Source organism: Micromonospora sp. DT201 (assembly GCF_049841575.1).
In the GTDB taxonomy this organism is placed as follows: domain Bacteria; phylum Actinomycetota; class Actinomycetes; order Mycobacteriales; family Micromonosporaceae; genus Micromonospora.
Genome location: NZ_JBNCKP010000017.1, coordinates 166,329 through 191,526 on the forward strand (window position 1 = coordinate 166,329; position 25,198 = coordinate 191,526).

Here is a 25,198-nt window from a genome sequence, read left to right on the forward strand (position 1 = left end):
GTTCGAGGAAGGCCTGCTCATGTCGTACCCCGAGATCCGGCCCCGCCGTCTGCGCCGCACCCCGGCGATCCGTCGGCTGGTGTCCGAGACCCGGGTCGACCCGGCCGAGCTGGTCGTGCCGATGTTCGTCAAGGAGGGGCTCACCGAGCCCCGGGCCATTTCGTCGCTCCCGGGAGTGCTCCAGCACTCCCGGGACTCGCTGCGCAAGGCTGCGGCCGAGGCGGTCCAGGCTGGTGTCGGCGGGATCATGCTCTTCGGCGTGCCGGAGCAGCGGGACCCGACCGGCTCCGGCGGCATTGACCCGAACGGCATCCTGAACGTCGCCATCCGCGACGTGGTGGCCGAGGTGGGCGACGCCGCGGTGGTGATGAGCGACCTGTGCCTGGACGAGTTCACCTCGCACGGGCACTGCGGGTTGCTCACCGGAGACGGGGAGGTCGACAACGACTCCACCCTGGCCGCGTACGCCGAGATGGCGGTGGCCCAGGCCGCCGCCGGGGTCGGCATGGTCGGGCCGTCCGGGATGATGGACGGCCAGGTCGGTGTGGTACGCCGGGCGCTCGACGCCGCCGGGCACCAGGACGTCTCGGTGCTGGCGTACGCCGTGAAGTACGCCTCTGCCTTCTACGGCCCGTTCCGGGAGGCGGTGGAGTCGGCGCTGGAGGGCGACCGGCGCACCTACCAGCAGGACCCGGCCAACCTGCGGGAGTCGCTGCGCGAGGTGGCGTTGGACGTCGCCGAGGGTGCCGACCTGGTGATGGTCAAGCCGGCGCTGCCCTACCTCGACGTGGTGTCGGCGGTCCGGGCCGCGGTGGACGTCCCGGTCGCCGCCTACCAGGTCTCCGGCGAGTACGCGATGGTCGAGGCAGCGGCCGCGAACGGCTGGATCGACCGGGAGCGGGTGATGCTGGAGACGCTCACCTCGATCAAGCGGGCCGGCGCGCAGGTCATCCTCACCTACTGGGCGGTCGAGGCTGCCGAGCTGCTCCGCCAGCGCTACTGACGATCATCGCCTTCATCGCCTTCATCGCCTTGTGACCGCCCCGCGCTACGGCTGCGCCCGCGCGCCTTGGGCAGCGCCTCTCCTTCCTTGGGCTGCGCCTCTCCTTCCTTGGGCTGCGCCCGCCCTGGTGTACCTATTCCCGCCCTTTGCTCTGCTTCAGCGGAGGCAACAGTTCGGGCCTCTGAGTGTTGCCTCCGCTGAAGCAGAGCAAAGGTGGCGTGGGATGCCCTCGGCCCCCGGCTCTCAATAGTTGTCCACAGGTTTCTCCACAGGGATTGCGCCGAGCGTTCGGGTTACGGATTGTGGCCGCATGGCTTCGGCGCTCGTTCCTCCTCCGTCCCCCGGCCCCACCATCGGTCGCTTTCCCATCGCCGGCCTGGTGCGTCGGGCTCGCCGTATCAAAGGACTGGGTCAGCGCCAGATGGCGCGATTCGCCAAGGTTTCACCCTCGACCGTGGGAAAGGTCGAGGCCGGCAGCATGACACCGAGTTTGGCCGTGCTGGAGCGCTTGCTCGCTGCGGCCGGGCTCTATCTGACAGTCGTGGACCAGGAGGGCCGGGTCATCCAACCGATGGCCGACCGCGAGGACGTTCACGACGGCGCGGGTCGCCGTTATCCCTCGCACCTGGACACCATTCTCGACCCTGAGCAGGGGGAGTGGTGGGGGGACATCTACGGGCTGGCCCGGCCTCCGGAGACCTACCACCGCAGTTCGGCAGACCGCGAGGCGCGACGCCGACGCAGCCAGTGGGAGGTGCGGGTGGCGCAGCACCGCAACGTGCCACCCCCGCCGATCGTCCAGGACTACTACTGAGTACAGGTTGACGCGCCCGGACAAACGACGAACGGCCCGCCGTCCGGGGCGAAATCCGGACGGCGGGCCGCTTCTACGAGCGCCTGGCGGATCAGTCGTCGTTGGTGATGGTGCCCGTCGCCAGCGGGTCGGCCAGTCGTAGGCCGGGCACGCCGGCCACGAGCAGGGTCAACTTCTCGTCCGACTCCCGCTTCCGGTCACCACGCACGGTCACCGGGAAGGCGACCGACGTCTGCCCGGCAGCCAACACCTTGCAACCGGCGTACGGGTCGAAATCCGAGCCGCCCTGCGCCGTGAGGCCGACGGTGGCGGCGCAGAGCAGCACCGGCTGGGACAACGGCCGGGACACGGTGGCGGTGAAGGTGAGCTGCCGGTTGCCCTGGTTACCCTCGACCACCGTCGTGTCGGCTACGGTCAGCGACGCCCGGGACCGGAACCTTGCCACCTGCGGGTCGTGGTCGCTGGAACCGCGCGACCCGTCGCCGGTGAACTCCGCCGACCAGTCGGCGTTGATGTGCGCCGCCCGCACCTGCACCAGGTCGCCGTAGAACGCGTCGTTGACGAACAGGTGGTCGAGTGTCTGCGCCTGCCCCTCGAAGCTGTACGAGTAGGCGGACGCCGGCACATCCGCGACGAGGTTGTCCCACAGGTTGTGCAGGCCCGCCTCGTAGAGCGGGGCGAGCTGGTCCGACGGCGTCGGCTGGCTGCCGGTGGCGCTGAGCCCCTGGTGCCCAAAGGGCAACGGATCGTCCGGGCGGGGGAACACGTTCAGGTCCCCGCCGTAGACCACCCTGGCGGTCTGGTCGGCCGACTCGATCGCGGTGACGATCGCCGCGCCGTACCTCGCCTGCTCCCGCCGCTGCCCGACCCGACTGTCGGGGCCGGACGAGTAGTGGTTGCTGAGCGCGTACAGGGTGAACCGCTCGGTCGAACCAGGTGCCGCGGCCACGCTGAACTTGCCCAACTGGGGTGCGCGGGTGAAGACGTTGTTCCCGTCCCGACCGGTCGAGGTGTCCACGTCCGACGGCAGCACCGCGTTGAGTGTCTTCGGGTTCTGCACGTCGGCGTTGGCCGGCAGTCCCGCCGCGCGGTACTGAACGGTCGGTGCCGAGCCGAGCAGCGGGTCGTTCGCCGTCGCGGCCGCCAACGACAACCGGTCCGTGCGGTACAGGAAGGCCGCGGTGATACCGCGGGCGTCCGCGCCGGTCCGGTCATAGGCAGCGGCGTACGCGGGCCCGCCGGCCGCCGCCACCGTGAGCGCCAACTCCTGGATGCTGTCCGGAGCGCCATCGGCGTTGTTGGTGTCGCCGCAGCTCAGCGCAGCCCCGGAGACCGTGCAGATGTCCTGGTCCTCGGCTTCCTGCACCAGGATCAGATCCGGTGCGTGCAGATCCGAGACGATCTGGTCGGCGAGTGCCGTCAACTGCTCGCGGTATTCCGCCTCGCTGCTCGGGACGTAGTCGAACGGCGGGTCGACGCCCACGCAGCCGGCGTTACCGGCGAAGTCGCAGCCGTCGAACGGGTCGTCCCGGTAGTCGTACAGGTTCTCCACGTTGTAGGTGGCGACAGCCACCTCCTGCGACCGGTCGGCTGGCTTGGGCGGGTTGTTCTTCGACGGGTCGGCCCCGGCACCGAACTCTGCCCGCTCCACCTGGACGCCGTACTTCTCGAACGAGTAGTAGACCGCGCCTACCGCGTCCGCGCGCAGCGTGTCGAAGGTGTGCGCCGGCGGGAGCAGCGCGGTGCTGTCCCCGGCGGTGGCCTTCACGCCCATGCTGCCGAGCAGCACCCGCTGGCCGTTGCCGTCGTCGAAGCGGCGCGTCGGGTCGTTGTCCAGCGGGTGCGAATCACGGAAGACCCGCCGGGCGTACGGGTCGGCCCGGTCCAGCAACGGGTCGTCCCGGTCGACCACCCACAGCTCGGCGTCGGCCGTGGAGGAGAAGACGTCCCGTCCGCTCACCGCGCCACTGCCTGCGCGTACCCGCATCCGGGTGCCCTCGTGCCGCTCCCAGAAACGCTGCGCGTCGGCCCACTCGGCCGGCGGCACCGCGTCAGTCACCGCGACCGCCGTGTCCACGGTCAGCCCGCCGCCGATCCGGCGGACCAGGGAAGCGCCGGAGAGCTGGGTGAAGCTGTAGTACTCCGACACCCGGGCCCGGAGCACGACCTCGTCGCCGACCGTCGGGACGTAGCCGCCGATCAGCGACGTGAACGTGCCCATGAACACGAAGATGCCGTCGGAACTGGTCGGGTCGCCGTCGGTGTCGCCGGTACGGCTCTGCAGGAAGAAGCCGTGCTGCTCCGCCCCGGCGGCGGTGCGGGCAAGGGTCAACTGGGTGATCACGCCGCGTACGTCGTACATCGTGCTGCTCGTGCCGTTGCCGCTCGCCGGGGCCAGCGGCGACCGGTCGGTCGGCGCGGACTCGGCGTCGGTGGTCGGGCCCTGCACCTCGCCGACGGTCAACTCCCGGGTCACCTGCACAACCAGCGTGCAGGTGGCGGTGCCGCCGCCCGCGTCGGTCGCGGTCAGTGCGACGGTGTACGCCCCGGCGGCGAGATCGGCGCTCGCGCCGACCGTGGCGTGGGCGGTGTCGCCGACGCCCTCGGCGGGGGTGAACGCGGTGCGGGTGATCGAGCCGGCGGCCGGGGTCGGGCTGACCGCGGTCACCGCCAGGTCGACGATCGTGTCGTCCGGGTCGGTGGCGGTGACCTCCCGGCTCGCCGGTGTGCCCGCAGCAGTGACCAGCGGACCGCCACAGGTCAACGTGGCTGGGATGTCGACCGGGCCGCCGCCGTCCAGGGTGTGCGTGCCAAGGCCGTCGAAGGTGTCGACCGGGAAGCCGGCCCACTGCGCGGCGGGGTCGAACGCATCCGACGGGTCGGTGTCGCCGCCCGCCACGGTCGACAGGCGGCGCAGCGTGTTGTCGGCGGTGCTGGTGGCGCCCGCACCCCACTCGGTGCCCGGATCGGCGCCCACCTGCCCGATCGAGTCGAGCACGATGGTGCCGCGGCGCAGCACGATCGCGTCGTCACCGTTGAACAGGCTCGCCCCGGTGGTCTGGTCGGCCTGGGCGAGGATGGTGGCCCCGGCCGAGGCGCTCGCGAACACGAACGCGTCACCCGCGGCCACGCTCCCGGTCAACGCGATCGTGGTGGCAGTGGTGGAGCCGTTGAAGTAGAGCTGGAGCTGATAGCCGCCGGCGCTCAGGTCGACCGGAGCGCCGGTGCCGTTGAACAGCTCGATCGCCTTGTTGTTCGACGAACCTTCGACGTACTCCGAGATGAACAGGTCGGTGGGCGCGGCGCTGGCCGCGGTGGGTGCGACGCCGAGCGCCGTGATGGTCACGGCGGCGGTGGCGGTCGCGAGCGCGGCGATTGAGCGGCGCGGGCGCATAGGGCCTCCACGATGGGTGGATGGGAGTCAACGCACGTTAAGGTGCGCGACTGTCCACCGTCCATCCCTTAGTGGACAGTTCCGTGAATTCCCTCAGCGTGGCGGGTCGAGGCGGTGCACCAGCTCGGCGACGTCGACGCTGTATTCGCACCAGTCGCGGTCAGGCCGGTAACCCAGCTCGGCGTTGACCTTCAGCATCGCCTCGTTGGCCTGCGCGTTCCAGGTCTGCACCTCGATCAGCTCCGGCTCCGCGGAGCGCAGCTCCAACAGCATTCGGGCCTTGATCGCCCGGTCGATGCCGTAGCCCCGGTGGTCCTGCGCGACGATCGTGTCGTACTGGTCGGCGCGGGTCGGGTGCTGCGCCGGGACCACCACCTCGGTCAGGCCGGCCACCTCGCCGCTCTGCTCGTGCCGGGCAAGCACGATGTACGGTTTCATGCCCCGCCGGTGCAGGGTGTCGAGGCTGTCGCGCAGCCGCTCCGGGTCGTAGGAGCTGGGGCGCAACTCACCGTCGTCGACGTCGCGCACCTCGGCCTTCGCCCGCGCGTACGCCTCGATCAGGTCATCCGGTGGCCCACCAGGGAAGAACTCCAGGTGGTAGCCCGCCGCCACGCCGGTGGCCATCTGGGCCAGTTCGGCCCAGTCGACTGCGGTCAGGTCGAGCACGCTGCGCGTCTCCACGTACTCCCGGGTGAAGCCGAGCGACTCGTAGAACCCGACCGCCGGCGTGTCGCCGACCACCTCGACCCCGATCGACTGGAAGCCCTCCTGGTAGACCCGGCGGGCGGCACGCAACACCAGGTCACGACCGAGGTGGCTGCGCCGCACCGACGGGTGCACGAGCACCTCGAGCACGCCGATGTCACCGAGGAGCAGCACATGAACCTGGCCGAGCACCGCGCCCGGGTCGTCGGGGGCGGTCGGTTCGGCCTGGGCGATCCAGGAGATCCGCCGCTCGCCGGGCATCACCTCGGCGAGATATTCCCGCAGCGAGGTTTCCCGCCACGGAGGGTCCTGCGGCAGATCGGCCGCCAGGACCGCGTTCAGCGTGGCCAGCAGCGACGCGATCTCGGCGGACGACGCGGTCCTCGGGTCCCACTCGCGCACCATCACCCGTCTAGCTTGCCGCTAACAGGTGCCTGGGGGAAGTGTCCAGTTCTCCAACGTATCGAGACGATCACGTCACGGGCGACTGGCCCGTCCGTACCGGTTCGCGGTGTCGTAGACGTCCTGGGCGTAACGCCGCACGTCGTTGTAGGACAGGATCGCGTTCCACCAGTCGCTCGGGATGCTCAGGTTACGGCCGCCCTTGCAGAGGTAGTTGCCCGCTGCCAGGGCGGCGTCGTCCAGGTCGTGCGGGTCCTTGGATCCGTCGTTGTCCGCGTCCGCGCCGATCTCCTGCCAGGTGCTCGGGATGAACTGCATCGGACCGATCGCCTTGTCGAGGATCGTGTCCCCGTCGAGAGACCCGCGGTCGGTGTCGATGATCCGCATCCGCCCGTCCTTGCCGTCCAACGGCAGTCCGATGATCTTCGGCAGCGCCTTGCCGTCCTGCCCGAGCCGTGCGCCGTTGGCCGAGCCGTGCCCCGATTCGACCTGACCGATCGCCGCCAGCGTGGTCCAGCTCAGCGCGCAGCTGCGGTTGGTCTGGTTGAGCATCAGCTCGGCGTAGCCGTACGCCTGCATGGCGACGGCCGGGACACCCACCTTGGCGCCGACCTGCTGAGCCCAAACGGCCAGAGCGTCCGAGGGCCGGGCTCCGGTCACCGGCCCGCCGCTTGGATACCCGCTGGGATACCCGCTTGGTAGCCCACTGGGATATCCGCTCGGTAGCCCGCTGGGATATCCGCTGGGTAGCCCGCTGGGATATCCGCTGGGTAGCGCACCGCCGGGTAGCGTGCCGGTCGGGACCTCGGACGGCACTCCCGGCGGTGCGGCTGCGGTCGGCCCGGCCGAGGAGTCGTCCGCGACCGTGCGGGGTGCGCGGATCGTGGCCGGCACGAGCAGCGCGCCCGCCGCGGCGGTCGCGGCCACCAGCGCCAGCAGGAAGAGGCCGGGCAGGGTGAGCCGACCACTCGGCCGGCGAGCCCAGGCACGGGTCGCGCGGGCGGCGGAGGCGGCTGCCTGGCGCGGCGGCAGCCGTAGCGCGTGCGCGAACGGCACCCGCCGGCGCCGGGCGGGTCCGGACACCGGCACTGCGGGCAATTCGTCCACACTGGTTTTCGCCAGATCCGCAGTGCCGGTCACGATGACGGTCTTCGCATCGTCAGCCGGCACTTCGGCCTTCGACCCGGCGGCAGGCTTCGACGCGGCCGGCCCGCTGGCGCTGCCGTCGCTCTTGCTGCCGGCGGTCTTGGCGCTGTTGCTCTTCGCGCTGTCGGTCTTCGCGTCTTCGGTTGTCGGGCCCTCGACCGCTGCGCTGTCGGTCTTCGCGCTGTCGGTCTTCGCGCCTTCAGTCTTTGCGCCTGCGGTTTCCGGGCCTTTGGTCTGGATGCGGGCGACCGGGTCGGGCTCGGCCGGGGCCTTCGTGCCGGGGGCGGTGGCCCGCGCGTCCGGGCCGGGCTTGGCGGGGTCGGCCGGGCCGGGCTTGGCGGCAGGTGCGGTCGGCGCAACCCCGGACCGGCCGCTCAGCCAGGGTCGGCGGGGGCGGGGCAGCGCGCGCACCGGGTCGGGCGCGGCCCCCGAGCCCTCCAACGGCCCGTCCAGCGGCGCGGCCGGTCGTAACGGTTGCACACGCGTGTCGTCCTCGCCGTCCACCACCCGTCGAGTATCACCCATGCTCCGCGGAACGTCAGATCCACGTACCCTGGGTGCCATGCCCCGGTACGAGTTCCGCTGCCGCGCCTGCGGCGACACCTTTGAGGTCAACCGTTCGATGGCGGCGGCCGCTGACCCGGCTACCTGCCCGCAGGGACACGCCGACACGGTCAAGCTGCTTTCCGCGGTCGCGGTCACCGGCCGGTCTGGTGCCGTTGGTGGCGCCCCGGCGGCCGCCGGCGGTGGCTGCTGCGGCGGCGCCTGCGGCTGCTGATCTGGCCAGTTCGCAGTCACCTGGCGGGCTGGCCTTGCCGGGAGTGGGTCCGAGTGGCACTTTGAGGCGGCACCTGCCCGGCCGTTCTCACGATGCGTGACCACGCAGACTCAGGCAGCATGAACCCGACGTCACGGGCGGAGGTTCCACGCATGTCGCCACGGATCCAGCTCCCGAGCGGTTGGGTGACCTTCGTGTTCACCGATATCGAGGGCTCGACCCGGCTGGCTCAGCTACTCGGCCCGGATTACCGCCCGGTGCTCGCCGAGCATCGACGGCTGCTGCGCCGGACGCTGGCCAGCACAGGTGGCGCGGAGCTGCTGACCGAGGGCGACTCGTTCTTCCTGGCTTTCGAGGACGCGGCCGCGGCACTGACGGCGTGCCTGACCGCCCAGCGGGCGCTGTCCAACCACGACTGGCCCACCACTGAGGCCGCACCCCGGGTGCGGATGGGCCTGCACACCGGCTACGCGGAGCCGCGCGACGGCGACTACGCCAGCCCCGAGGTGCACCGCGCCGCTCGGGTGGCCGCCGCCGCGCACGGCGGGCAGGTGCTCTGTTCGGCGCCCACCGCCCGTCGGGCCGAGCCGTTGCCACCCGGCGCGACCCTGCTCGACCTGGGCCTGCACCGGTTGCGCGGCTTCGACGACCGGGAACGACTCTTCCAACTGGTCGCGCCGGGCCTGGAGCGGCAGTTCCCCCGACCTCGCACCGCCGACGCCGTGGCGCACAACCTGCCGACCCAGGTGACCTCCTTCGTCGGCCGGCAGGCCGAGCGCGTCGAGCTGAGCCTGCTGGTGGAGAAGCACCGCCTCGTCACGGTGCTGGGCGCGGGCGGCGCGGGCAAGACCCGGCTCGCCGTGGAGTTGGCCAGTGGAATGGTCGAGGCGTACCCGGATGGGGTCTGGTTCGTCGACATCGCCACGGTGACCGACCCGGGGCTGGTGGCGTTCGCGATCGCCGCGGTGCTCGGCCTGCGACCCGAGCCGGGCCGGCCGATGCTGGACACCCTGGTCGAGCACGTGGCCGGCCGCCGCATGCTGGTCGTGCTGGACACCTGCGACACCCAACCGGCGGCCTGCGCGGAGGTGATCGCGCGGTTGCTGTCCGGCGGGGGCGGCGTGCGGGTGCTGGCGACGAGTCGTGAGTCGTTCAGTCTGCCGGGCGAGGTGGTGTGGCGGATCCCGCCGCTCTCGGTCGACCCTCGGGCCGACGGTGCGGAGAGCGACGCGGTGGCGTTACTGCTGGACCGGACGGCGGCGGCGCGCGGCGGCCGGCAGCCGGACCCGGACGAGTCGGCCGATCTGCGCCGGGTGGTGCAGCGGCTGGATGGGTTGCCACTCGCCATCGAGTTGGCCGCCGCCCGCCTGCGGGTGCTCTCTGTCGGCCAACTCGCCGAGCGACTTGACGATGTTCTCGGCACACTGGACGCCGGCCGGGAGGACCCGGATCCGCCACCGGTGGAGCGGGGTTGGTCCGGCAACCAGCAGGACACCGTCGACCTGGTCGCCGCGGCGGCCGGGGCGTCGCCCCCCACCCCGGCGAGCAGGGCGGTGCAGCGCTCAGCCACCGAGCGGCACCTGACCATGCAGGCCACCGTCACCTGGTCGTACCGGACGCTGGGGCCTCGGGCCGCCCGCCTGCTGCGCTGGCTGGCGGTCTTCGCCGGGCCGGTGGACCTGGCGACGGTGGAGTGGCTGCTGGGTGACGACCCGCTGGACCCTCTCTCGGTGCTGGTGGACAAGTCGATGGTGTTGGCCGAGCCGCGTGCTGCGGGCAGCACCTACCGGATGCTCGATCCCATTCGGGCGTACGCGGCGCGGCGATTGGTCGAGGCGGGTGAGGAGCAGGCCGCCCGGGACCGGCATGTGGCCTGGTCGGCCCATGCGGTGGAGCGGGCGCACCTGGGCCAGGACGGCCGGCCGGTCACGCTGTCGCTGTATGCACTCGACCCGCTGGCCGGGGAGCTTCGCGCCGCACTGCGGTGGTCCGCCACGGGCGGCAGTGCCCGCGCCGGTCTCGGGCTGGCTGGTGGCCTGGACCAGTGGTGGCTTGAGCGGGGCTTGGCCCGGGAGGGTCGGCTGTGGTTGTTCCGGTTGTACGGGCGTCTCGCCGAAACGGGTGAGCGGATCCCGGAGGCGGAGCTGGCGGCGGTCTACCACATGCATTCGCTGCACGCGGGCGCCGACGGCGAGTTCGCCGAGGAGTTGCGCTACTCCCAGCGGGCCGAGGCGGCCGCCCGACAGGCCGGAGATGCCGGGTTGCTGGCCCGGGTGCTCGCCGGCAGGGCCGCGCCACTCGTGGACATGGGGCAGTTCGCCGAGGCCGAGCGGGTGTGCCGCGAGGTCATCGACTGGGCGCATGGGCAGGACGTGGTCGGCGAAGCGCTGCTTGCGGTGTTCAGCCTGGCCGAGTTGCTGTGGCGGCGGGGCGCCCTGGAGGAGGCAGCGGACCTGCTGGGTGCGGTCCGTCCGGTGGAGGCGGTCCGTCCGGTGGAGCGGGGCCGGCGTTCGGTGGACATGCTGCTCGGGATGGTCGCGCTGGCCCGGGGCGATGTGATCGCCGCACATGAGCACCTGTTGGTGGCGCTGCGTTCTCGGATGGCGCATGGATACCACGGCCGGGCGTGCGACACGTTGAACGCGATCGCGGTGCGCTGCGCGATCGGCGGGGACCGGCTGACCGCGGCTCGCCTGTTCGGAGCAGCGCAGGCCACCCGGGCGAGCATTCGAGCGACCCCCGGCATCTACGGTGGCTACTGGGCCGAACAGCAGGCGGAGTTGCGCGCGGTGCTGGGCGACGCGGCCTTCGATGACGCGTACGGCGAGGGTGCCGAGTTGGGATTGGACGAGGCTGCGGCGCTGGCACTGGACGTGGAACACCCGGACCTGGCAGCGGACTCGACCCGCTTCAGCACCGGCCTGTCCCAGCCAACCCCGCTCAGTCCCGTCGACCCGGCCCGCCGCCCAGCCACCCGCACCGAACGCGCCTAACCCCACCCCCACCCCCACCTCACCCCCACCCCCACCCTCACCGTTGTTGATCAAGAGGTTTGCGTCGCGGAACAGGCTTCCGGTGACGCAAACCTCTTGATCAACACAGCTGGGCGGGGGTGGGGGTGGGGGTGGGGGGTTTAGGGGGGTTAGGGGTGGGTGGCTGCGCGGCGTTCGGCGTCGGCCTTCATTCGGGCGGCGCGGTCGATGTCGGCCTGCTGTACGGCCGCTACCGAACCGAAGATGCTGACCGCCTGGTAGTAGGTCCAGGCCAGGCTGTAGCAGGCCGGCCGGACGATCGGGTTGTACGTGGCGCAGACGCGCTTCAGGTCCTCGTAGAAGGCGCTGTCCAGTCGGGATTTGTTGGCGGGGAACTGGCCGACCGCCTTGTAGTTGCGGTAGCCGAAGTCGTGCCGGTAGCAGCCCAGGTTGAAGGTGAACCCGAGCGGGTTGTCCGGGCTGGACGAGCAGTAGTCGGTGGACCAGTTGAAGTTGTATTCGGCCCAGGGTGTCCGATTGACGCGGGCGCTGTTCCAGGAGTTGTAGCTGGACGCGCTGGTCTGGGTCCAACTGGACAGCACGGAGAGTCGCTGGGCGGGGGTGACGGCGGCGGCGGGGGAGGCGATGGTGAGGGTGGCGAGCAGCGCGAGCGCGCCCGAGGCGAACAGGGTGGCGAGACGTCGGGGCACGGGTTACCTCCGCGGGGGTGAGCGGGCGGGCCGGAAGTTACCGGTGGGTTACCGGATGTCGATGAGTCTCGATCAGCTGATCAACCGGCTGGTATGTGCCGATCCAACTATTGATGACAGACGTCGAAACAGACGAATGCCCCGGGTGCGTTGAGCACCACCCGGGGCATTCGGCGAGGGGCGGACGGGTCAGCGCAGGACGAAGGCCGGCGGGCTCGTCGGGCTTTCGTTGGCCGACCGGTCCAACGCGGTCAGCTGGTAGGTGTAGCGCCGGCCGGGCGCGGCCGAGGTGTCCACCCAGGTCTGGGTGCCGCCGGGGGTGGCTCGGACGGTGTCGACCAGGTGCGCGGCGTCCGCCGTACCGCACCGACCGGGCAGCGTGGTGCCATCGAACCGGTAGATCGCGTACGAGGTGGCAGTGCCGAGTGGCCCGACGCCGTCGGCCGGCTGGTGCCAGGTCAGCCGTACTCCGTCGGCCTGCCGTGCCGCCTTGGTGACCACCGGGAAGAGTAGTGGGCGGGCTGGCAGGTGCGGCATGGCTGGTACGAGCGCTGGACGGGAGTAGTGCTCGGTGGCGTAGATGTCGGTGGCTCCGAGCCGGTTGGCCCGCACCTGAACTGCCGAGAAGTGCACGTTGCCCTGCACCTCCGGGTACGCCTGGTTGAGCGTCAGGTGATCGGACAGCTCACTCGGGTTCTGCCAGTCCGGCCCGTACGCCGAATCGCCGCTTTTGTAGTCGGCCTGGCCGATGTAGAGCTGCACGTGGGTGCCGCGCACGGTCTCCGCCCACCACGGCACGAGCCGCGCGTAGTCGGCCGCCGGGTACTGGCCGATGTACCAGTAGAGCTGCGGCACCACGTAGTCGATCCACTCCTGCTTGATCCACTTGCGGGTGTCGGCGGAGATGATGTCGTACGACTGGCTGCCGGTGGTGTCCGAGCCGAGCGGGTCGGCGGCCTTGTTGCGCCAGATGCCGAACGGGCTGACCCCGAACTTCACCCACGGCTTCGCGGCCTTGATCTTGCCGTTCATTTCCTGGATCAGCAGGTTGATGTTGTCGCGCCGCCAGTCTGCCCGGTCGGTGAAACCCCGGTTGTAGGCCGCGAAGGTGGCGTCGTCCGGCACCTGGTAACTGCCACTGGGGTAGGGGTAGAAGTAGTCGTCGAAGTGCACGCCGTCGATGTCGTACCGGCTGACCGCGTCCATCATCGCGGTCTGCACGAACTCGCGGACCTCGGGGATGCCGGGGTTGTAGTAGAGCCGGCTGCCGGCAACGCCGGCCGGCGGGTAGGCGAAGGTCCAGTCCGGGTGCTGCCGGGCCGGGTGGCCGGGGGCGAGTTGGGCGAGGTCCGCGCCGGCGCCGCCGGGCGCCGGCATCGAGACACGGTACGGGTTGAACCAGGCGTGGAATTCGAGGTTGCGCCGGTGGGCCTCGGCGACCAGGAAGGCCAGTGGATCCCAGCCCGGGTCCTGCCCACGGATGCCGGTCAGGTATTCCGACCAGGGCTCGTACGGCGAGGGCCAGAGCGCGTCGGCGGTGGGCCGGACCTGCACCACGACTGCGTTGTGGTGCAGGCGCTCGGCGAGGTCGAGCAGTTGCCGATACTCGGCCTGCTGGGCGGCGACTTGGTCCGGGCTGGTCTGGGACGCCTTGGTGGGCCAGTCGATGTTGACCACCGACGAGATCCACATTGCGCGGAACTGCCGCTTCGGCGTGGCCGGGTCGGTGGTGCAGGTGGCGTTGGTGGTGGTGCTGGCCGCGTCGGGCGCGGCGGTGGCGGGGGTGGTGGTGACGAGCGTGCCGAGCAGGGCTGCGACCAGCCCGGCGGCACCGATTCGTATGGCCTTCATGCGGTGTGTCCCTTCGTTGGGGCTCCCGGGTGTCCAGCGCGGCACTGCCGGCAAGATTCGCCGCCTATCTATGCACCGCTAGAAGAAAATTTTCACAGTCTGGTCACGGCCGCAAGGGTTCACGGTTGATCAATCCCGCCACTGGGTAGCAACGCCGGCTACCGGCCGCCACGGGGGTGGTCGCACGGTGGGAGGGGTGACCGCGTGTCCGTGCTGCGCACCAAACCGATCAAGGACGTGATAGCCCAAGGTGAGGCAGACGGCTCGGACGGCCAACTCGGGCTGAAGAGACGGCTCGGCGCGGTCGACCTCACCGGCTTCGGCATCGGCATCGTGATCGGCACCGGCATCTTCACCCTCACCGGGATCGAAGCCCGGGACAGCGCCGGACCGGGCGTGGTGATCTCCTTCGCCATCGCCGGCGTGGTGGCCCTGCTCGCCGCGCTCTGCTACGCCGAGTTGGCCTCCAGCGTGCCGACCGCAGGCAGCGCCTACACCTACGCGTACGCGACGATGGGCGAGATCGTCGCCTGGATCATCGGCTGGGACCTGCTGCTGGAGTTCGCGCTCGGCGCCGCCGTGGTGGCGCGAGGTTGGTCCGGCTACCTCGCGGAACTGCTCGACCTGCCGACCCGATGGTTCGGCGAGGAGGGCAGCACGATCAACGTCGGAGCCATCGCCATCGTGCTGATCCTCGGCGTCGTGGCGATCGTCGGCATTCGGGAATCCGCCCGGATCACCAACCTGTTGGTGCTGGTCAAGGTGGCCATCTGCGTGTTCGTGGTGGTCGCCGGCCTGTTCTTCGTCAAGGCGGCCAACCTCACCCCGTTCATCCCCCCGGCCGAGCCCGCCGGCAGCGGCGACGACGGCATCAAACAACCGGTCACGCAGGCGCTCTTCGGGTTGGAGCCGTCGGTCTTCGGCTTCGTCGGGGTGCTCAGCGCCGCTGCGGTCGTCTTCTTCGCGTACACCGGCTTCGAGGCGGTGGCGAACCTGGGTGAGGAGACGCGCAAGCCCAAGCGGGACCTCACGCTGGGTCTGCTCGGCACGCTGCTGATCTCCACCGTGCTCTACATCGGCGTCTCGCTGGTGGTGGTCGGGATGGTGCCGTACACCGAGATCGACCGGGGTGCCCCGATCGCGTCGGCCTTCGAGTCGGTTGGCGCAGGCTGGGCAGCCGTGCTGGTCTCCATCGCCGCGGTGGCAGGCCTGACCAGCGTCATCCTGGTCGACCTGGTGGCGATGGGCCGGATCGGCTTCGCCATCGCCCGGGACGGGTTGATCCCGCCCTCGATCGCGACTGTGCATCCGCGCTGGGGCACCCCGTACCGGATCTCGGCGATCATGACGGTGGCGGTCGCGCTGCTGGCCGGCTTCCTGCCGCTGTCCGCGCTGGCCGACCTGGTCAGCATCGGCGCGCTCTGCGCGTTCGTGCTCGTGTCGATCGCGGTGCCGATCCTGCGCCGCAAGCGCCCGGACCTGGAACGGCCGTTCCGGGTGCCGTTCTCCCCGGTGCTGCCGATCGTCTCGGCGCTGGCCTGCTTCTACCTGATGCTCAACCTGTCGGTAGAAACCTGGCTGCGATTCCTCGCCTGGATGCTGCTCGGCGCGGTGATCTACTTCGGCTACGGCTACCGCCGCAACCGGCTGGCCCGACACGAACCCGCCGTCGCCCCGGGTGCTTGAGATCCGCAGAAGGGCCCCCGCAGGATCTTGGGCGCGAGGGCCCTTCGGCGACGGCTCAGGGGCGAGGCTGCGGCTCGCCGGTGGGGCCCTTGACCACCGGCTTGCCGTCGACCCACGTCACCTCGTCGAGCCAGACCTGCCGACCGGGGTCGGTGCTGCCCCTCTGGCCGGGCGGCCAGGCGCTAGTCGAAGAAGCGGGCTAGGTGGGATTTTGGTGCGGGGCTGGCGTCTGGGGGGACTGGGGTCAGGTCGGCGAAGATCGAGGCACCGTCGCAGCCGGCGTGCAGTGGGTACCACCGCGGGGTGCCCGGCGGCCGGCCATGGCAGATTCCCTTGAACGTCTGCACGTCCATCAACCTCACGTGGGTCGGGTCGGCCACCGCGTTCACGTGCCCCCACCAGGGGCTCATCACGTGCAGTACGCCGCCCGGGCGGAGCACCCGGTGGCACTCGTCCACCAGAGGCAGGAAGTCGATCAGGTGCTCCAGGATGTGCACCGCGAAGAGGACATCCACCGAGTTGTCGGCGAGTGGCAGCGAGCCGGACAGGTCCGCGACCGCGTCCACCCCCGGCGCCGGGTAGATGTCCAGCCCCAGGTTGCTCGACCACTGTTTGGTCGGCCCGCAACCGAGGTCCACGACCACCGGTGCCCGCCCGCCGATGCCAACCCGGGACCAGACGCCGTAGACGCCGGCCAACCGGCCCACCAGGTCACGTACCAGCCGTAACTGGGCGGGTTCGTCGACGTCCCCGCTCAGGTGGGCCACCCCCCGGTCGAACCGCACGTCGACCGCCAGGCCCCGCAGTCGGTCATCGTGCGGGACCTGGTCCGCCCATGCCTGAGCGAGGAATTCGTCTATCGCCCGCAGCCGGTCGGCCGAGGGTGGAGTCTGTGCCAAAGCGACCATTCGGGCCACCTCCCGCCGCGCGTTACCCGCATTCGCGCCCGGTATGCCCCGCTAGCCGGCCTCATCGGCCCGGTCGGGCATGATCCACTCCAGATCGCCGATGTTGGGGTATCCAAGGCGCGGGATACCCCAACATCGGCGATGTTGTGTCGATCATGATCATGACGCCCGCAGAGTAGGGCCCGGAGGGGTCGGGTCAGCCCGAGACGGTGCGGCGGCCACCGCGTATCCGCTGGCGGGGTTGCGGGGCGGCGGGCTTCGGCCGCTTGAGGTGATAGCGGTGCAACTCGTGATGGCCGGGCAGGGATGGGTCCTCGCTCATCGCGACCAACTCCCAGCCCTGGTCGCCGGCCCGGTTCAGGTGGGCCAGCGAGGTGTCGCCGTATGGCGTCACGTCGACCATCGAGCCGTCCGGGCCGTACCAGACGAAGACGACCTCCCAGCCGAGGTCGTTGGTCGCAGCCTGGCGGCGGCGAACCAGCAGGGCGTACTCCCACTTGAGCATGGCGTCATTCTCACCCCGCGCTGGCCCGCTGGCACGGATCAATCCTCGGCGATCCGCCCGTTGTCGACCCGGAGTCGACGGTTCGTCTCGATGGCGGCCAGCATCCGTCGATCGTGGGTGACCAGCAGCAGCGTTCCGGGGTAGCTGGCCAGCGCCGATTCGAGTTGTTCGATCGCTGGGAGGTCCAGGTGGTTGGTGGGCTCGTCGAGCACCAGCAGGTTGACCCCGCGGCCCTGGAGCAGGGCCAGCGCGGCCCGGGTCCGCTCACCGGGGGAGAGGGTGGCCGCCGGTCGGGGCACGTGCGCCGCGCGCAGACCGAACTTGGCCAGCAGGGTCCGCGCGTCCGCCGGCGACATGTGGGGTACGGCCGCATGGAACGCGTCGATCAGCGGTGCGTCGCCGAGGAACAGCCCTCGTGCCTGGTCCACCTCGCCCACCACCACTCCGGGGCCGAGCGAGGCGGTGCCGGTGTCCAGCGGCAGCCGCCCGAGCAGCGCGGCCAGCAGGGTGGACTTGCCTGAGCCGTTCGCCCCGGTCACCGCGACCCGGTCCGCCCAGTCGATCTGCAGGTCGATCGGGCCGAGGGTGAACCCGCCCCGGCGTACCACCGCACCTCGCAGCGTGGCCACGACGGCGCCGGCGCGGGGAGCGGCGGCGATCTCCATCCGCAGCTCCCACTCCTTGCGGGGCTCCTCGACCACGTCGAGCCGTTCGATCAGCCGTTCGGTCTGCTTGGCCTTGGCGGCCTGCTTCTCGCTCGCCTCGCTCCGGAACTTCCGGCCGATCTTGTCGTTGTCGGTGGCTTTGCGTCGGGCGTTCTTCACGCCCTTCTCCATCCAGCCGCGCTGGGTGCGCGCCCGTGCCTCCAGCCCAGCCTTGGTGTCGGCGTACTCCTCGAAGTCGGCGCGGGCGTGCCGGCGCGCCACCTCGCGCTCCTCCAGGTAGGCCGCGTAGCCACCGCCGTAGTGGTTCACCTGCTGCTGCGCCAGGTCCAGCTCCAGCACCCGGGTCACCGTGCGGGTGAGGAACTCCCGGTCGTGGCTGACCAGCACCGTGCCGGCCCGCAGCCCGGTGACGAATTCCTCCAACCGCTCCAACCCGGCCAGGTCCAGGTCGTTGGTCGGCTCGTCGAGCAGAAACACGTCGTACCGGCTGAGCAGCAGCGAAGCCAGCCCTGCGCGGGCCGCCTGGCCGCCGGACAACCCGGTGGTCGGGTGGTCCAGGTCGACCGCGAGGCCCAGGTCGGCGCTCACCTGCTCGGCGCGTTCGTCCAGGTCCGCGCCGCCGAGGGCGAGCCAGCGCTCCAGCGCGTCGCCGTACGCGTCGTCGGCGCCCGGCGCCCCGGCGGTCAGCGCCTCGGTCACCGCGTCCAGCGCCGCCTGCGCGGCGGTCACCCCGGTCCTCCGGGCCAGGAAGTCCCGCACCGTCTCACCCGGCCGCCGTTCCGGCTCCTGCGGCAGGTGCCCGACGCTCGCGGTGGGCGGGGTGAGTCGCACGCTGCCGGCCTCGACCGGCAGCAACCCCGCGAGGGTACGCAGCAGCGTCGACTTGCCGGCCCCGTTCGGCCCGACCAGGCCGATCACGTCACCGGGGGCGACCACCAGGTCCAATCCGGCGAAGAGCGGGCGGTCGCCGTGCCCGGCGGCCAGGTCCTTGACGATCATCGTGGCGCTCATCAGAACGGCAGCCTATCCGGCTGCTGGCATACGACCCGACGGCAGCGGGCAGACTCAACGGCGTGGTGACCACACTGGCGATCGACTGTGGCGGCGGAGGCATCAAGGCGTCCGTGCTCGACGAGGCGGGGACGATGCGGGCCCGGCCGTTGCGGGTGCCGACCCCGTACCCCTTGCCGCCTGCGCTGTTTGTCCGGACCCTGCTGGATCTGGGCGGGCGCCTGCCGACAGCGGACCGGCTGACGGTCGGCGTACCCGGGATGATCCGGCACGGAGTGGTGGTGACCACACCGCACTACGTGACCCGCAACGGCCCACGCACCCGGGTCGACCCGGACCTGCTCGCCGAGTGGTCCGGCTGGGACGCGCGAGGCGCGCTGGCCGACGCGTTCGGGGTGCCGGCGCTGGTGCTCAACGACGCCGAGGTGCACGGCGCCGGGGTGGTCGCCGGCACCGGCTGCGAGCTGGTGCTGACGCTGGGGACAGGGCTGGGCAGCGCGCTCTTCGACGGTGGGGTGCTCGCACCGCACCTGGAGCTGTCACACGCGCCGGTGCGCTGGGGCACCACCTACGACACGTACGTGGGTGAGCCGGAACGCCGGCGGCTCGGCGACGCCTTCTGGTCTCGCCGGATCCGGCAGGTGGTGGACGGGCTCCGCCCGGTGTTCCGCTGGGACCGGCTCTATCTGGGCGGGGGCAACTCCCGGCTGATCCGGCCCGAGCAACTAACCCGGATGGGCGACGACGTGGTGGTGGTGCCGAACACCGCCGGGATCGTCGGCGGTGTGCGCGCCTGGGAGCTGTCCGTTGGGCGCCGGGACGCCCACACCTGACCCGATTCCGGCTCCCTGCTCTCGGCTTCCTGCTCTCGGGAACAGTCGCCAAACGCCCAGCGTTGTGCCAGCGTCGGAACAGGTGACGGTGCGACCCGAGGAGGTGGGCAGATGGATCTTCTGGCGGACTACCGGCGGGCGACCATGTTCTTCGAAACCGGTGACCCGAGTGGAGCGGCCCGACTGCTGGAGCCGATCGTCGCCGCCGAACCCGGCAATGCCGCGGTCCGGCAGTTGCTGGCCCGGGCGTACTTCCAGTCGGCCCAGCTCAACCGGGCCGAGGAGCATCTGCGGGAGCTGGTCGAGCGGGACCCGAGCGACCACTACGCGCACCACGTGCTCGGTCGGACGCTGGAGCGGCTGAACCGGCACACAGACGCGTTGCGGCACCTACGGATCGCCGCCGCGATGTACGCGACAAACGACGACTACCGGACCGCGCTGGAGCGGGTGGAAACCCGCGTGGGCGGTACGCGCTGAGCGTGCACCGGTGACGTGATGGGGCGGTCCTTCGGGGCCGCCCCTTCGTCGTCCGGCGGGCGGGCTCTTCGTCGTCCGGCGGCCCGCCGGGCGTGCCTAGGATGGCGGGCATGGGACCTGACCGGGCGGGGGCTGTGGCATGAAGCTCAAGCTGGACCTGCACGAGATCTTCAACAAGGGGCAGGACATCGACCGCGCGTTGCGCGGGATCATGGACGAGGCGGTGGCGAAGAAGGCCACCCTCGTCGAGATCATCCCCGGCAAGGGATCCGGCCAGCTCAAGAAGCGGGTGCTGCGGTTCCTCGACCAGAAGGACGTCAAGCAGCTCTACCACCGCGTGGAGAAGGACTCCAAGAACTTCGGCCGCCTCTTCGTGCACTTCCGCTGGAAATAGCGGCGGCATAGCCTCTGACCTGCGTAGCAGGCCGCTGCCAGGGCCGCTGATCCATGATCATGCCGTGTCCAGGCCGTCAAGGGCTTGCGGAGCATCGTTGCCGGCCTGGTCCTCACCGAGTGCCTTGTCGATGGCCCGGCGGGTGCGATCCTCGCTGGCAGGCAGTAGGTGGGTGTAGGTCCGGAGGGTGAAGCCCGGGTCCGCGTGGCCCAGGTAGGCCGACAGAGCCTTGATGCTCTCTCCGGCGTCCAGGAGGACCGAGGCGTAGGTGTGCCGCAGGACGTGCATCCCGTTGTGTCGATCATCAGGGATGCCGGTCGCCCGGATCGCGGGCTTCCAGACGCCGGAGTTGAACATCGAGCGGGACAGCGCCAGACCGGCGGGTGTCGTCAGGTACAGCTCGACGGTTCGCGGCTCGCCGGTCAGCGTCTCCCACGGCAGGGTCATCGGGACCGGCGGGCAATCCCGCGCGTGTTGTTTGAGCCTGCCGGCTACCGAGTCGGGCAGAGGAACCTCACGGGACTTGCCGCCCTTCGGCGGGGCGAAGATCAGCGAACCCCGAACCAGTTTGATCTGCCGGGTGATATGCAGAACCGGGCGAGTCGGGTCAACGGCGACCCCGTGTCCACATCTCGCTTGCGTGGAGCCGAACAGGAACACCGGCCGCTAGACGGCGGCGGTCTCCATCGCGGTCAGAGCCGAAGCCCGGAACACCACACCGGAGCGGACCTTCCCGTCACGGTCGTTGACCAGGGCAGCGCCTCCAGGTCCATCGGCACCACCGGCTGACGAACAGCCACCGCCGGCATCACCGGGCTGACCACCGTCACGTTGATAACCTCCGCGCTTCCCTCCGACAGGGCGTAGAGCTGCACCGCCCACATCGGCTGCTTCGTCTCCCGGTCGAACTTCTGCTGACCCGTCTGGTCGGGCTCAGCCGAGCAGATGGAGCCTGCCTGGCCAAGGTCGTTCAGACAGTGGTGTGCTCCACCTTGGCCAGGCAGGCCCCACCCACTCCACCAAGGTGCGGACGAAGGCCGACGGGATGGCTACGGGGCGCGGCGGGGACGGGGAGCCGGAAGCACGAGCTGGGGCAAAAGTCCGCGTCGCGCAAGCTCCTCCTTGATCAACCGTTCACAGTGCAGGAGGTCAAAAGAGTAGTGAGCGACAGCCTCGAAGTACTCCATGTTCGCAACCGGATCACTAAGAACGCTGTCTCGCAAAGATCTCATCTGAGCCTGGGAGGCGCTAACGGACTCGGTGACAGCGGGGTCACGTTCCTTCAGCGTCTCCAAGGCGATGATGCTCTCGGCCGTAACCTCTGAGAGGTACGCGTCTGACTCCGGGTCCTTGGTGAGCCTTGCCTCGGCCTCTCGCAGTAGCTCCTTGGCACGGACGCTCTCCTGCCGCAGCACGGGAACTAGAGAGGCGAGGGCGGCAGTGTCGAGCGCCGCATATAGGGCCGCAGTCTCATCGCTCAGCGTCACTCGCCGATTATGGCCGGTTGTTGCCCTGGCGGCAGCTACGCCGCGCTTGCTACCTTGCATCGAAGATCATCCGGCACAGGTTCGGCACAACTGGGGTCGACAAGAGCTGTCAACTGCTGTCAGAAGACGGAAGAGTTCGCCCAGGTCAGCACATCGATCCGCCCGATTCGGCATGATCCCTCCGACACGAAAGAGGTTCAGGGTTCGAGTCCCCGAAGGCTTCGTTCGGAGTTCAAGATCATGCCGTGTCCAGGCCGTCCAACGAGAGCCAACGACGACCATCGTTGACCATCCATACCAGGCGTAGCAGCAGCTCAAAGCCGCAGTCGTCCAGTTTGATCGACTACGCACGCGGCCGAGATCAATACCGCTGGAAGTAAGAGCCACCGCTTTCCGACCTCCCAGCCTCTCCCCGGCATGGTCTCTGACCTGCCGAAACTCCTTCCATTGTCTTCCGGCATCTTCCGCCGCTACTCGCGCTCGGTTGTGCCGGATCTGTGCCCGTTGGGCAGGCTGTGGAAGCCGGCCCGTGTGGCATCGTGGTCCTCCCTGGCCCGGTGCTTGCTGCTGAAGCCCCTAAGATCACCGACTGGATGCAGGCGTGGGGAAGCCTTGCCGGCTTGGTGATGTCGACGGCTGCCGTCATTTTCACCGGTCTGCTGTTCCGTCACGAGATTCGCGTGAGGCGCGAAGAGAAGACGGATGCTGAGTCGGTCCAGGCACGCCTAGTCGTTGGTACCGACATCTACTTGGTTCCCAAGCAGGGTCAGCCAGACCTATTTGTTGAGGCGGGCGTAAAGGTAGTTAACTACAGCAACGCGCCTGTCCTCGACCTCACGGTCTACCATGCCCACCAAACCGCTATCGTAAGTGAAATCGCCAAGGTGTCCTTACTTTCGGAGGACTCGGGTTGAGTCGCCGGCCCCCGGCCTGGTGCCCCCTGGCCGTTGAAGCATGAGCGACTCGGCCAAGCTCTGCGACGGACCGCCGCTGGCCGATGTTGACCGCTGCATCGGGCACGGATCGGGCACGAGCTCAGGTGAGGCTAAGGCTCGAAACCCTACGCCGCGATACGGTGAATGATCGACAGAAATCGGTCCGATTGGCGGCATGACCTCACCTTGATGACGGACTTACACAGCGCAGCCGCTACCACAGGTGGGTAACCTCCTCGCCGCTTCGCTGATCGACAATCGCGACCCGCGCATCCCCGCTGGTGGGCCGCCAAAAGGCCAGGCCGGCCTTGTTCATCACGAGATGGATTTCCTGCGGCTCGGCAGTGTCGAAGGTGACTGTCAAGTGGTCACCCGGCGCGATGAACCGCTCTCCGCCTTCCGGTTCGAAGAACGTGGTGAACCCGGGCGCGTCTTGCGCCGCTTGGAGCTGGACCACCGTGACGTGTCGCTGTCCAAGGCCATCAGCCTTGCCCTGCTTATTGCTCACGAACGCATGGTCGCAAACCCAACCCTCCCACGCGAACACCATGATCACTGCCGGCGTGATCACTGCCGGCGATCACTGCCCGTGTCACTGCCGGCGATGTTGTGCAAAGTTTCTGTACGTCTTCAAGGCGGCCCGCTTCGCAGGCCGCTCGCGCCGCCGAATCTGGGCCGGGCCGATGGCCCGCCGCCGCGCCTCTGGCCTTCGGCCGCCAGCGCGTCGGTGCTAGCCCGCCGACGGCGCGACATGCGACGAAGCCCCGGCCGCCATGATCATGACGTTCCGGGGCTTCAGATCGGCCGCGAGACACAGGGCAGTGCCTCCGGCGGGGCGCTCAGGCGCTCTGGGATGGTCGGCACCCATCCCGCCGCCCTCAGTCCGGGCGGGCCCCACCCATTCCACAAGGTGCGGACGAAGGCCGATGGGATGGGCGACAGGGAGTGACTGGTGGCGTGGGGTCGAGTGGATTTCGGCCGTAACTCCTAAATCTGAGGCATGGGGTACGCCTCGTGATGGGGCACAGGCGGCGTCCTCCAGCTGACCCTCAGCTCGGCCTCCGATTCCTTGCAAACGACGGGTGCCACCTCGTGCGGACGGTAGGCCCTTGATCCTCCTGGCCTGCAATATCCTTCGCGGAAGCGCACCTTGATCCAGCCACGCGATGCATGAACTACGTTTGCCTGGCGCCATTCATTTTCCCAAACCCAGGCTGGCGCTCCCTGCGGGTACCAAGTGCTAGGGATGTAGGCTCCGATATGGGTCGGTCCTTCGTATGACGGAACGCGCCACCATCGAGCCCCCGAAATAACGCGAAGGTCTTCCGGGCTTGCGGCTGGTCGATTCGCGAACGGGTTCCAGTCAGGGTCCGACTTGAGCAGCTCGACCTCATCGATTGGGAAGCTTGCGTATGCCGGAGTGCCAATGGGCAAGACTCGCACGCCAGGTGGGAAGGCCATGTGCGGCAGGTGGGTAGCTACGACGACATGAGGAACCGGAATCATCCCTTCGTCGCTAAGGACGAATCCCTGCAAGTCCGAAACTATCACGCGGCCAGGAGTGACCATCTTGTATGGCCACCGAACCTGAACAAGATCACCAGCGCCTAGCGCGGTGTCTCTGTGATCAAGCATTGTCTGCTCCTTAGCTGGCCCTGTTGGAAGGCGTCGCGACGAACAGACAGTAAACCACCATCAATACTAGCACCTCATGTGCAGTTATCCGGTCAGGACTACTCCAGGCGGTGCGCTCCAGGCCGGCAAGCTGCCTCGTTCCTGAGGGGCGCCGACGGCTGGGGCTGGTGAATGTGCAGCGATGTGGGCTGCGAAGATCATCGGGCGCAGATCCGGCACAACCGGGACCGATAAGTCGTGTCAAACGTCGAGCAGTGTTGGCGATGGTTGCGCAGGCCGGCCCGATGATCCGTCCGGTAGTGGATGATCTGCCAGAGGCGAAGGTGTAAGGGGGTTCAGATTCCCCACGTCTTCGGTTGCCAGCCCTTGCAAGATCATGCCGTATCCAGGCCGTCCAACGAGAGCCAACGACGACCATCGTTGACCATCCATGCCAGGCGTAGCAGCAGCTCAAACCCGCAGTCGTCCGGTTTCATCGACTAAGTCCACCAGCTAGATCAACACCGCTGGAAGTAGCAACGGTGCGCTTGGGTAGACAGCTCCGAAGTTAGATTCGATCTAGCTTCGCCGCGACGTTACTGCGGTGCCCGATTGGCCGGAACCCCAGGTGGGCACTTGATCGGCGTGGGACTGATCTCCCGTGCCCGCCGGTCTCCCGGCGAACGTCGAAGCGTACGCAGATGTGGTGGGACGTCTCGTCGTCGGCCGGCCAGCCCTCGGATGCGTGGCCCACCATCATCACCTTCGCCGTGGCCAGCAGGCCCACCCCACGCTCGTCCGGATCATGGACCGAGGAGGTGAGCCGTTCCCCTCTTGGTCAGGATGGTGTGAGACACCCCGTGTGAGTTGGGGGTGCTGACCTGAGGACGGGGATCGGAGATCCT

General features: G+C 69.4%; 21 protein-coding genes. 9 read left to right on the forward strand and 12 right to left on the reverse strand.

All coding sequences use genetic code 11. The features are described 5' to 3' along the window. Positions 1–19 precede the first annotated feature (19 nt). Both hemB and ACLQ28_RS25115 read left to right on the forward strand, forming a co-directional pair. Positions 20–1,003 carry a porphobilinogen synthase gene (gene hemB, locus ACLQ28_RS25110; RefSeq protein ID WP_425688724.1) on the forward strand — a complete coding sequence of 328 codons (984 nt, stop codon included), beginning with the start codon at positions 20–22 and terminating at the stop codon, positions 1,001–1,003. Positions 1,004–1,313: 310 nt separating this feature from the next. Further along, the gene (locus tag ACLQ28_RS25115; RefSeq protein ID WP_425688725.1) at positions 1,314–1,817 is read left to right on the forward strand and encodes a helix-turn-helix domain-containing protein; all 504 of its coding nucleotides are present in this window, start codon (positions 1,314–1,316) and stop codon (positions 1,815–1,817) included. Between the two features lie 91 nt (positions 1,818–1,908). On the opposite strand, the gene ACLQ28_RS25120 is transcribed toward ACLQ28_RS25115, so the two are convergent. From ACLQ28_RS25120 to ACLQ28_RS25130, 3 genes are all read right to left on the reverse strand, one after another. Then, entirely contained in the window at positions 1,909–5,211 is a 3,303-nt protein-coding gene (locus tag ACLQ28_RS25120; protein WP_425688726.1) for a lamin tail domain-containing protein, read from the reverse strand. 93 nt (positions 5,212–5,304) lie between these two features. Continuing rightward, entirely contained in the window at positions 5,305–6,321 is a 1,017-nt protein-coding gene (locus ACLQ28_RS25125; protein ID WP_425688747.1) for a GNAT family N-acetyltransferase, read from the reverse strand. A gap of 72 nt (positions 6,322–6,393) precedes the next feature. Then, positions 6,394–7,989 (reverse strand): lytic murein transglycosylase, encoded by a 1,596-nt coding sequence (locus tag ACLQ28_RS25130; RefSeq protein WP_425688727.1) that lies wholly within the window; start codon positions 7,987–7,989, stop codon positions 6,394–6,396. A gap of 37 nt (positions 7,990–8,026) precedes the next feature. Here ACLQ28_RS25130 and ACLQ28_RS25135 point away from each other — a divergent pair, with 37 nt between their 5' ends. Both ACLQ28_RS25135 and ACLQ28_RS25140 read left to right on the forward strand, forming a co-directional pair. Then, positions 8,027–8,242: an FmdB family zinc ribbon protein gene (locus ACLQ28_RS25135; protein ID WP_425688728.1), complete on the forward strand. Its 216-nt coding sequence runs from the start codon at positions 8,027–8,029 to the stop codon at positions 8,240–8,242. Positions 8,243–8,394: 152 nt separating this feature from the next. Beyond that, positions 8,395–11,235: an ATP-binding protein gene (locus ACLQ28_RS25140; RefSeq protein WP_425688729.1), complete on the forward strand. Its 2,841-nt coding sequence runs from the start codon at positions 8,395–8,397 to the stop codon at positions 11,233–11,235. Positions 11,236–11,384: 149 nt separating this feature from the next. Here ACLQ28_RS25140 and ACLQ28_RS25145 read toward each other — a convergent pair whose 3' ends face one another. Continuing rightward, positions 11,385–11,924, reverse strand: coding sequence for a phospholipase (locus ACLQ28_RS25145; RefSeq protein WP_425688730.1), 540 nt, complete (start codon positions 11,922–11,924; stop codon positions 11,385–11,387). Between the two features lie 189 nt (positions 11,925–12,113). Continuing rightward, the gene (locus tag ACLQ28_RS25150; protein WP_425688731.1) at positions 12,114–13,775 is read right to left on the reverse strand and encodes a glycoside hydrolase family 10 protein; all 1,662 of its coding nucleotides are present in this window, start codon (positions 13,773–13,775) and stop codon (positions 12,114–12,116) included. A 204-nt stretch (positions 13,776–13,979) separates the two neighbouring features. Between ACLQ28_RS25150 and ACLQ28_RS25155 the strand changes: the two genes are divergently transcribed. Continuing rightward, positions 13,980–15,461, forward strand: coding sequence for an amino acid permease (locus ACLQ28_RS25155; RefSeq protein WP_425688732.1), 1,482 nt, complete (start codon positions 13,980–13,982; stop codon positions 15,459–15,461). A 182-nt stretch (positions 15,462–15,643) separates the two neighbouring features. On the opposite strand, the gene ACLQ28_RS25160 is transcribed toward ACLQ28_RS25155, so the two are convergent. The 3 genes from ACLQ28_RS25160 to ACLQ28_RS25170 all read right to left on the reverse strand — a co-directional run bounded on the left by ACLQ28_RS25160 (position 15,644) and on the right by ACLQ28_RS25170 (position 18,550). After that, entirely contained in the window at positions 15,644–16,369 is a 726-nt protein-coding gene (locus ACLQ28_RS25160; RefSeq protein ID WP_425688733.1) for a methyltransferase domain-containing protein, read from the reverse strand. A 196-nt stretch (positions 16,370–16,565) separates the two neighbouring features. Then, positions 16,566–16,874, reverse strand: a complete 309-nt coding sequence (locus ACLQ28_RS25165; protein ID WP_110563192.1) for a hypothetical protein — start codon at positions 16,872–16,874, stop codon at positions 16,566–16,568. A 38-nt stretch (positions 16,875–16,912) separates the two neighbouring features. After that, the gene (locus tag ACLQ28_RS25170) at positions 16,913–18,550 is read right to left on the reverse strand and encodes an ABC-F family ATP-binding cassette domain-containing protein (protein ID WP_425688734.1); all 1,638 of its coding nucleotides are present in this window, start codon (positions 18,548–18,550) and stop codon (positions 16,913–16,915) included. Positions 18,551–18,612: 62 nt separating this feature from the next. Between ACLQ28_RS25170 and ACLQ28_RS25175 the strand changes: the two genes are divergently transcribed. The 3 genes from ACLQ28_RS25175 to ACLQ28_RS25185 all read left to right on the forward strand — a co-directional run bounded on the left by ACLQ28_RS25175 (position 18,613) and on the right by ACLQ28_RS25185 (position 20,257). After that, entirely contained in the window at positions 18,613–19,383 is a 771-nt protein-coding gene (locus ACLQ28_RS25175) for an ROK family protein (protein WP_425688735.1), read from the forward strand. 111 nt (positions 19,384–19,494) lie between these two features. Next, positions 19,495–19,863 (forward strand): tetratricopeptide repeat protein, encoded by a 369-nt coding sequence (locus ACLQ28_RS25180; RefSeq protein WP_110563189.1) that lies wholly within the window; start codon positions 19,495–19,497, stop codon positions 19,861–19,863. Between the two features lie 139 nt (positions 19,864–20,002). Beyond that, positions 20,003–20,257 carry a Smr/MutS family protein gene (locus ACLQ28_RS25185; protein WP_007465523.1) on the forward strand — a complete coding sequence of 85 codons (255 nt, stop codon included), beginning with the start codon at positions 20,003–20,005 and terminating at the stop codon, positions 20,255–20,257. A 57-nt stretch (positions 20,258–20,314) separates the two neighbouring features. On the opposite strand, the gene ACLQ28_RS25190 is transcribed toward ACLQ28_RS25185, so the two are convergent. From ACLQ28_RS25190 to ACLQ28_RS25200, 3 genes are all read right to left on the reverse strand, one after another. Continuing rightward, the gene (locus ACLQ28_RS25190; RefSeq protein WP_425688736.1) at positions 20,315–20,917 is read right to left on the reverse strand and encodes a tyrosine-type recombinase/integrase; all 603 of its coding nucleotides are present in this window, start codon (positions 20,915–20,917) and stop codon (positions 20,315–20,317) included. 32 nt (positions 20,918–20,949) lie between these two features. Then, positions 20,950–21,141, reverse strand: a complete 192-nt coding sequence (locus ACLQ28_RS25195; protein WP_425688737.1) for a hypothetical protein — start codon at positions 21,139–21,141, stop codon at positions 20,950–20,952. 165 nt (positions 21,142–21,306) lie between these two features. Then, positions 21,307–21,744 carry a hypothetical protein gene (locus tag ACLQ28_RS25200; protein ID WP_425688738.1) on the reverse strand — a complete coding sequence of 146 codons (438 nt, stop codon included), beginning with the start codon at positions 21,742–21,744 and terminating at the stop codon, positions 21,307–21,309. A 557-nt stretch (positions 21,745–22,301) separates the two neighbouring features. Here ACLQ28_RS25200 and ACLQ28_RS25205 point away from each other — a divergent pair. Further along, a complete protein-coding gene (locus ACLQ28_RS25205; protein ID WP_425688739.1) occupies positions 22,302–22,658 on the forward strand; it encodes a hypothetical protein in 357 nt (118 codons plus the stop codon). Between the two features lie 235 nt (positions 22,659–22,893). On the opposite strand, the gene ACLQ28_RS25210 is transcribed toward ACLQ28_RS25205, so the two are convergent. Further along, positions 22,894–23,187, reverse strand: coding sequence for a hypothetical protein (locus tag ACLQ28_RS25210; protein WP_425688740.1), 294 nt, complete (start codon positions 23,185–23,187; stop codon positions 22,894–22,896). Positions 23,188–25,198 lie beyond the last annotated feature (2,011 nt).

Coding starts and splice junctions, on each gene's coding strand:
- hemB (WP_425688724.1), top strand. CDS start 20: ATGTCGTACCCCGAGATCCGGCCCCGCCGTCTGCGCCGCACCCCGGCG.
- ACLQ28_RS25115 (WP_425688725.1), top strand. CDS start 1,314: ATGGCTTCGGCGCTCGTTCCTCCTCCGTCCCCCGGCCCCACCATCGGT.
- ACLQ28_RS25120 (WP_425688726.1), bottom strand. CDS start 5,211: ATGCGCCCGCGCCGCTCAATCGCCGCGCTCGCGACCGCCACCGCCGCC.
- ACLQ28_RS25125 (WP_425688747.1), bottom strand. CDS start 6,321: ATGGTGCGCGAGTGGGACCCGAGGACCGCGTCGTCCGCCGAGATCGCG.
- ACLQ28_RS25130 (WP_425688727.1), bottom strand. CDS start 7,989: ATGGGTGATACTCGACGGGTGGTGGACGGCGAGGACGACACGCGTGTG.
- ACLQ28_RS25135 (WP_425688728.1), top strand. CDS start 8,027: ATGCCCCGGTACGAGTTCCGCTGCCGCGCCTGCGGCGACACCTTTGAG.
- ACLQ28_RS25140 (WP_425688729.1), top strand. CDS start 8,395: ATGTCGCCACGGATCCAGCTCCCGAGCGGTTGGGTGACCTTCGTGTTC.
- ACLQ28_RS25150 (WP_425688731.1), bottom strand. CDS start 13,775: ATGAAGGCCATACGAATCGGTGCCGCCGGGCTGGTCGCAGCCCTGCTC.
- ACLQ28_RS25160 (WP_425688733.1), bottom strand. CDS start 16,369: ATGGTCGCTTTGGCACAGACTCCACCCTCGGCCGACCGGCTGCGGGCG.
- ACLQ28_RS25165 (WP_110563192.1), bottom strand. CDS start 16,874: ATGCTCAAGTGGGAGTACGCCCTGCTGGTTCGCCGCCGCCAGGCTGCG.
- ACLQ28_RS25170 (WP_425688734.1), bottom strand. CDS start 18,550: ATGAGCGCCACGATGATCGTCAAGGACCTGGCCGCCGGGCACGGCGAC.
- ACLQ28_RS25180 (WP_110563189.1), top strand. CDS start 19,495: ATGGATCTTCTGGCGGACTACCGGCGGGCGACCATGTTCTTCGAAACC.
- ACLQ28_RS25185 (WP_007465523.1), top strand. CDS start 20,003: ATGAAGCTCAAGCTGGACCTGCACGAGATCTTCAACAAGGGGCAGGAC.
- ACLQ28_RS25195 (WP_425688737.1), bottom strand. CDS start 21,141: ATGTGGGCGGTGCAGCTCTACGCCCTGTCGGAGGGAAGCGCGGAGGTT.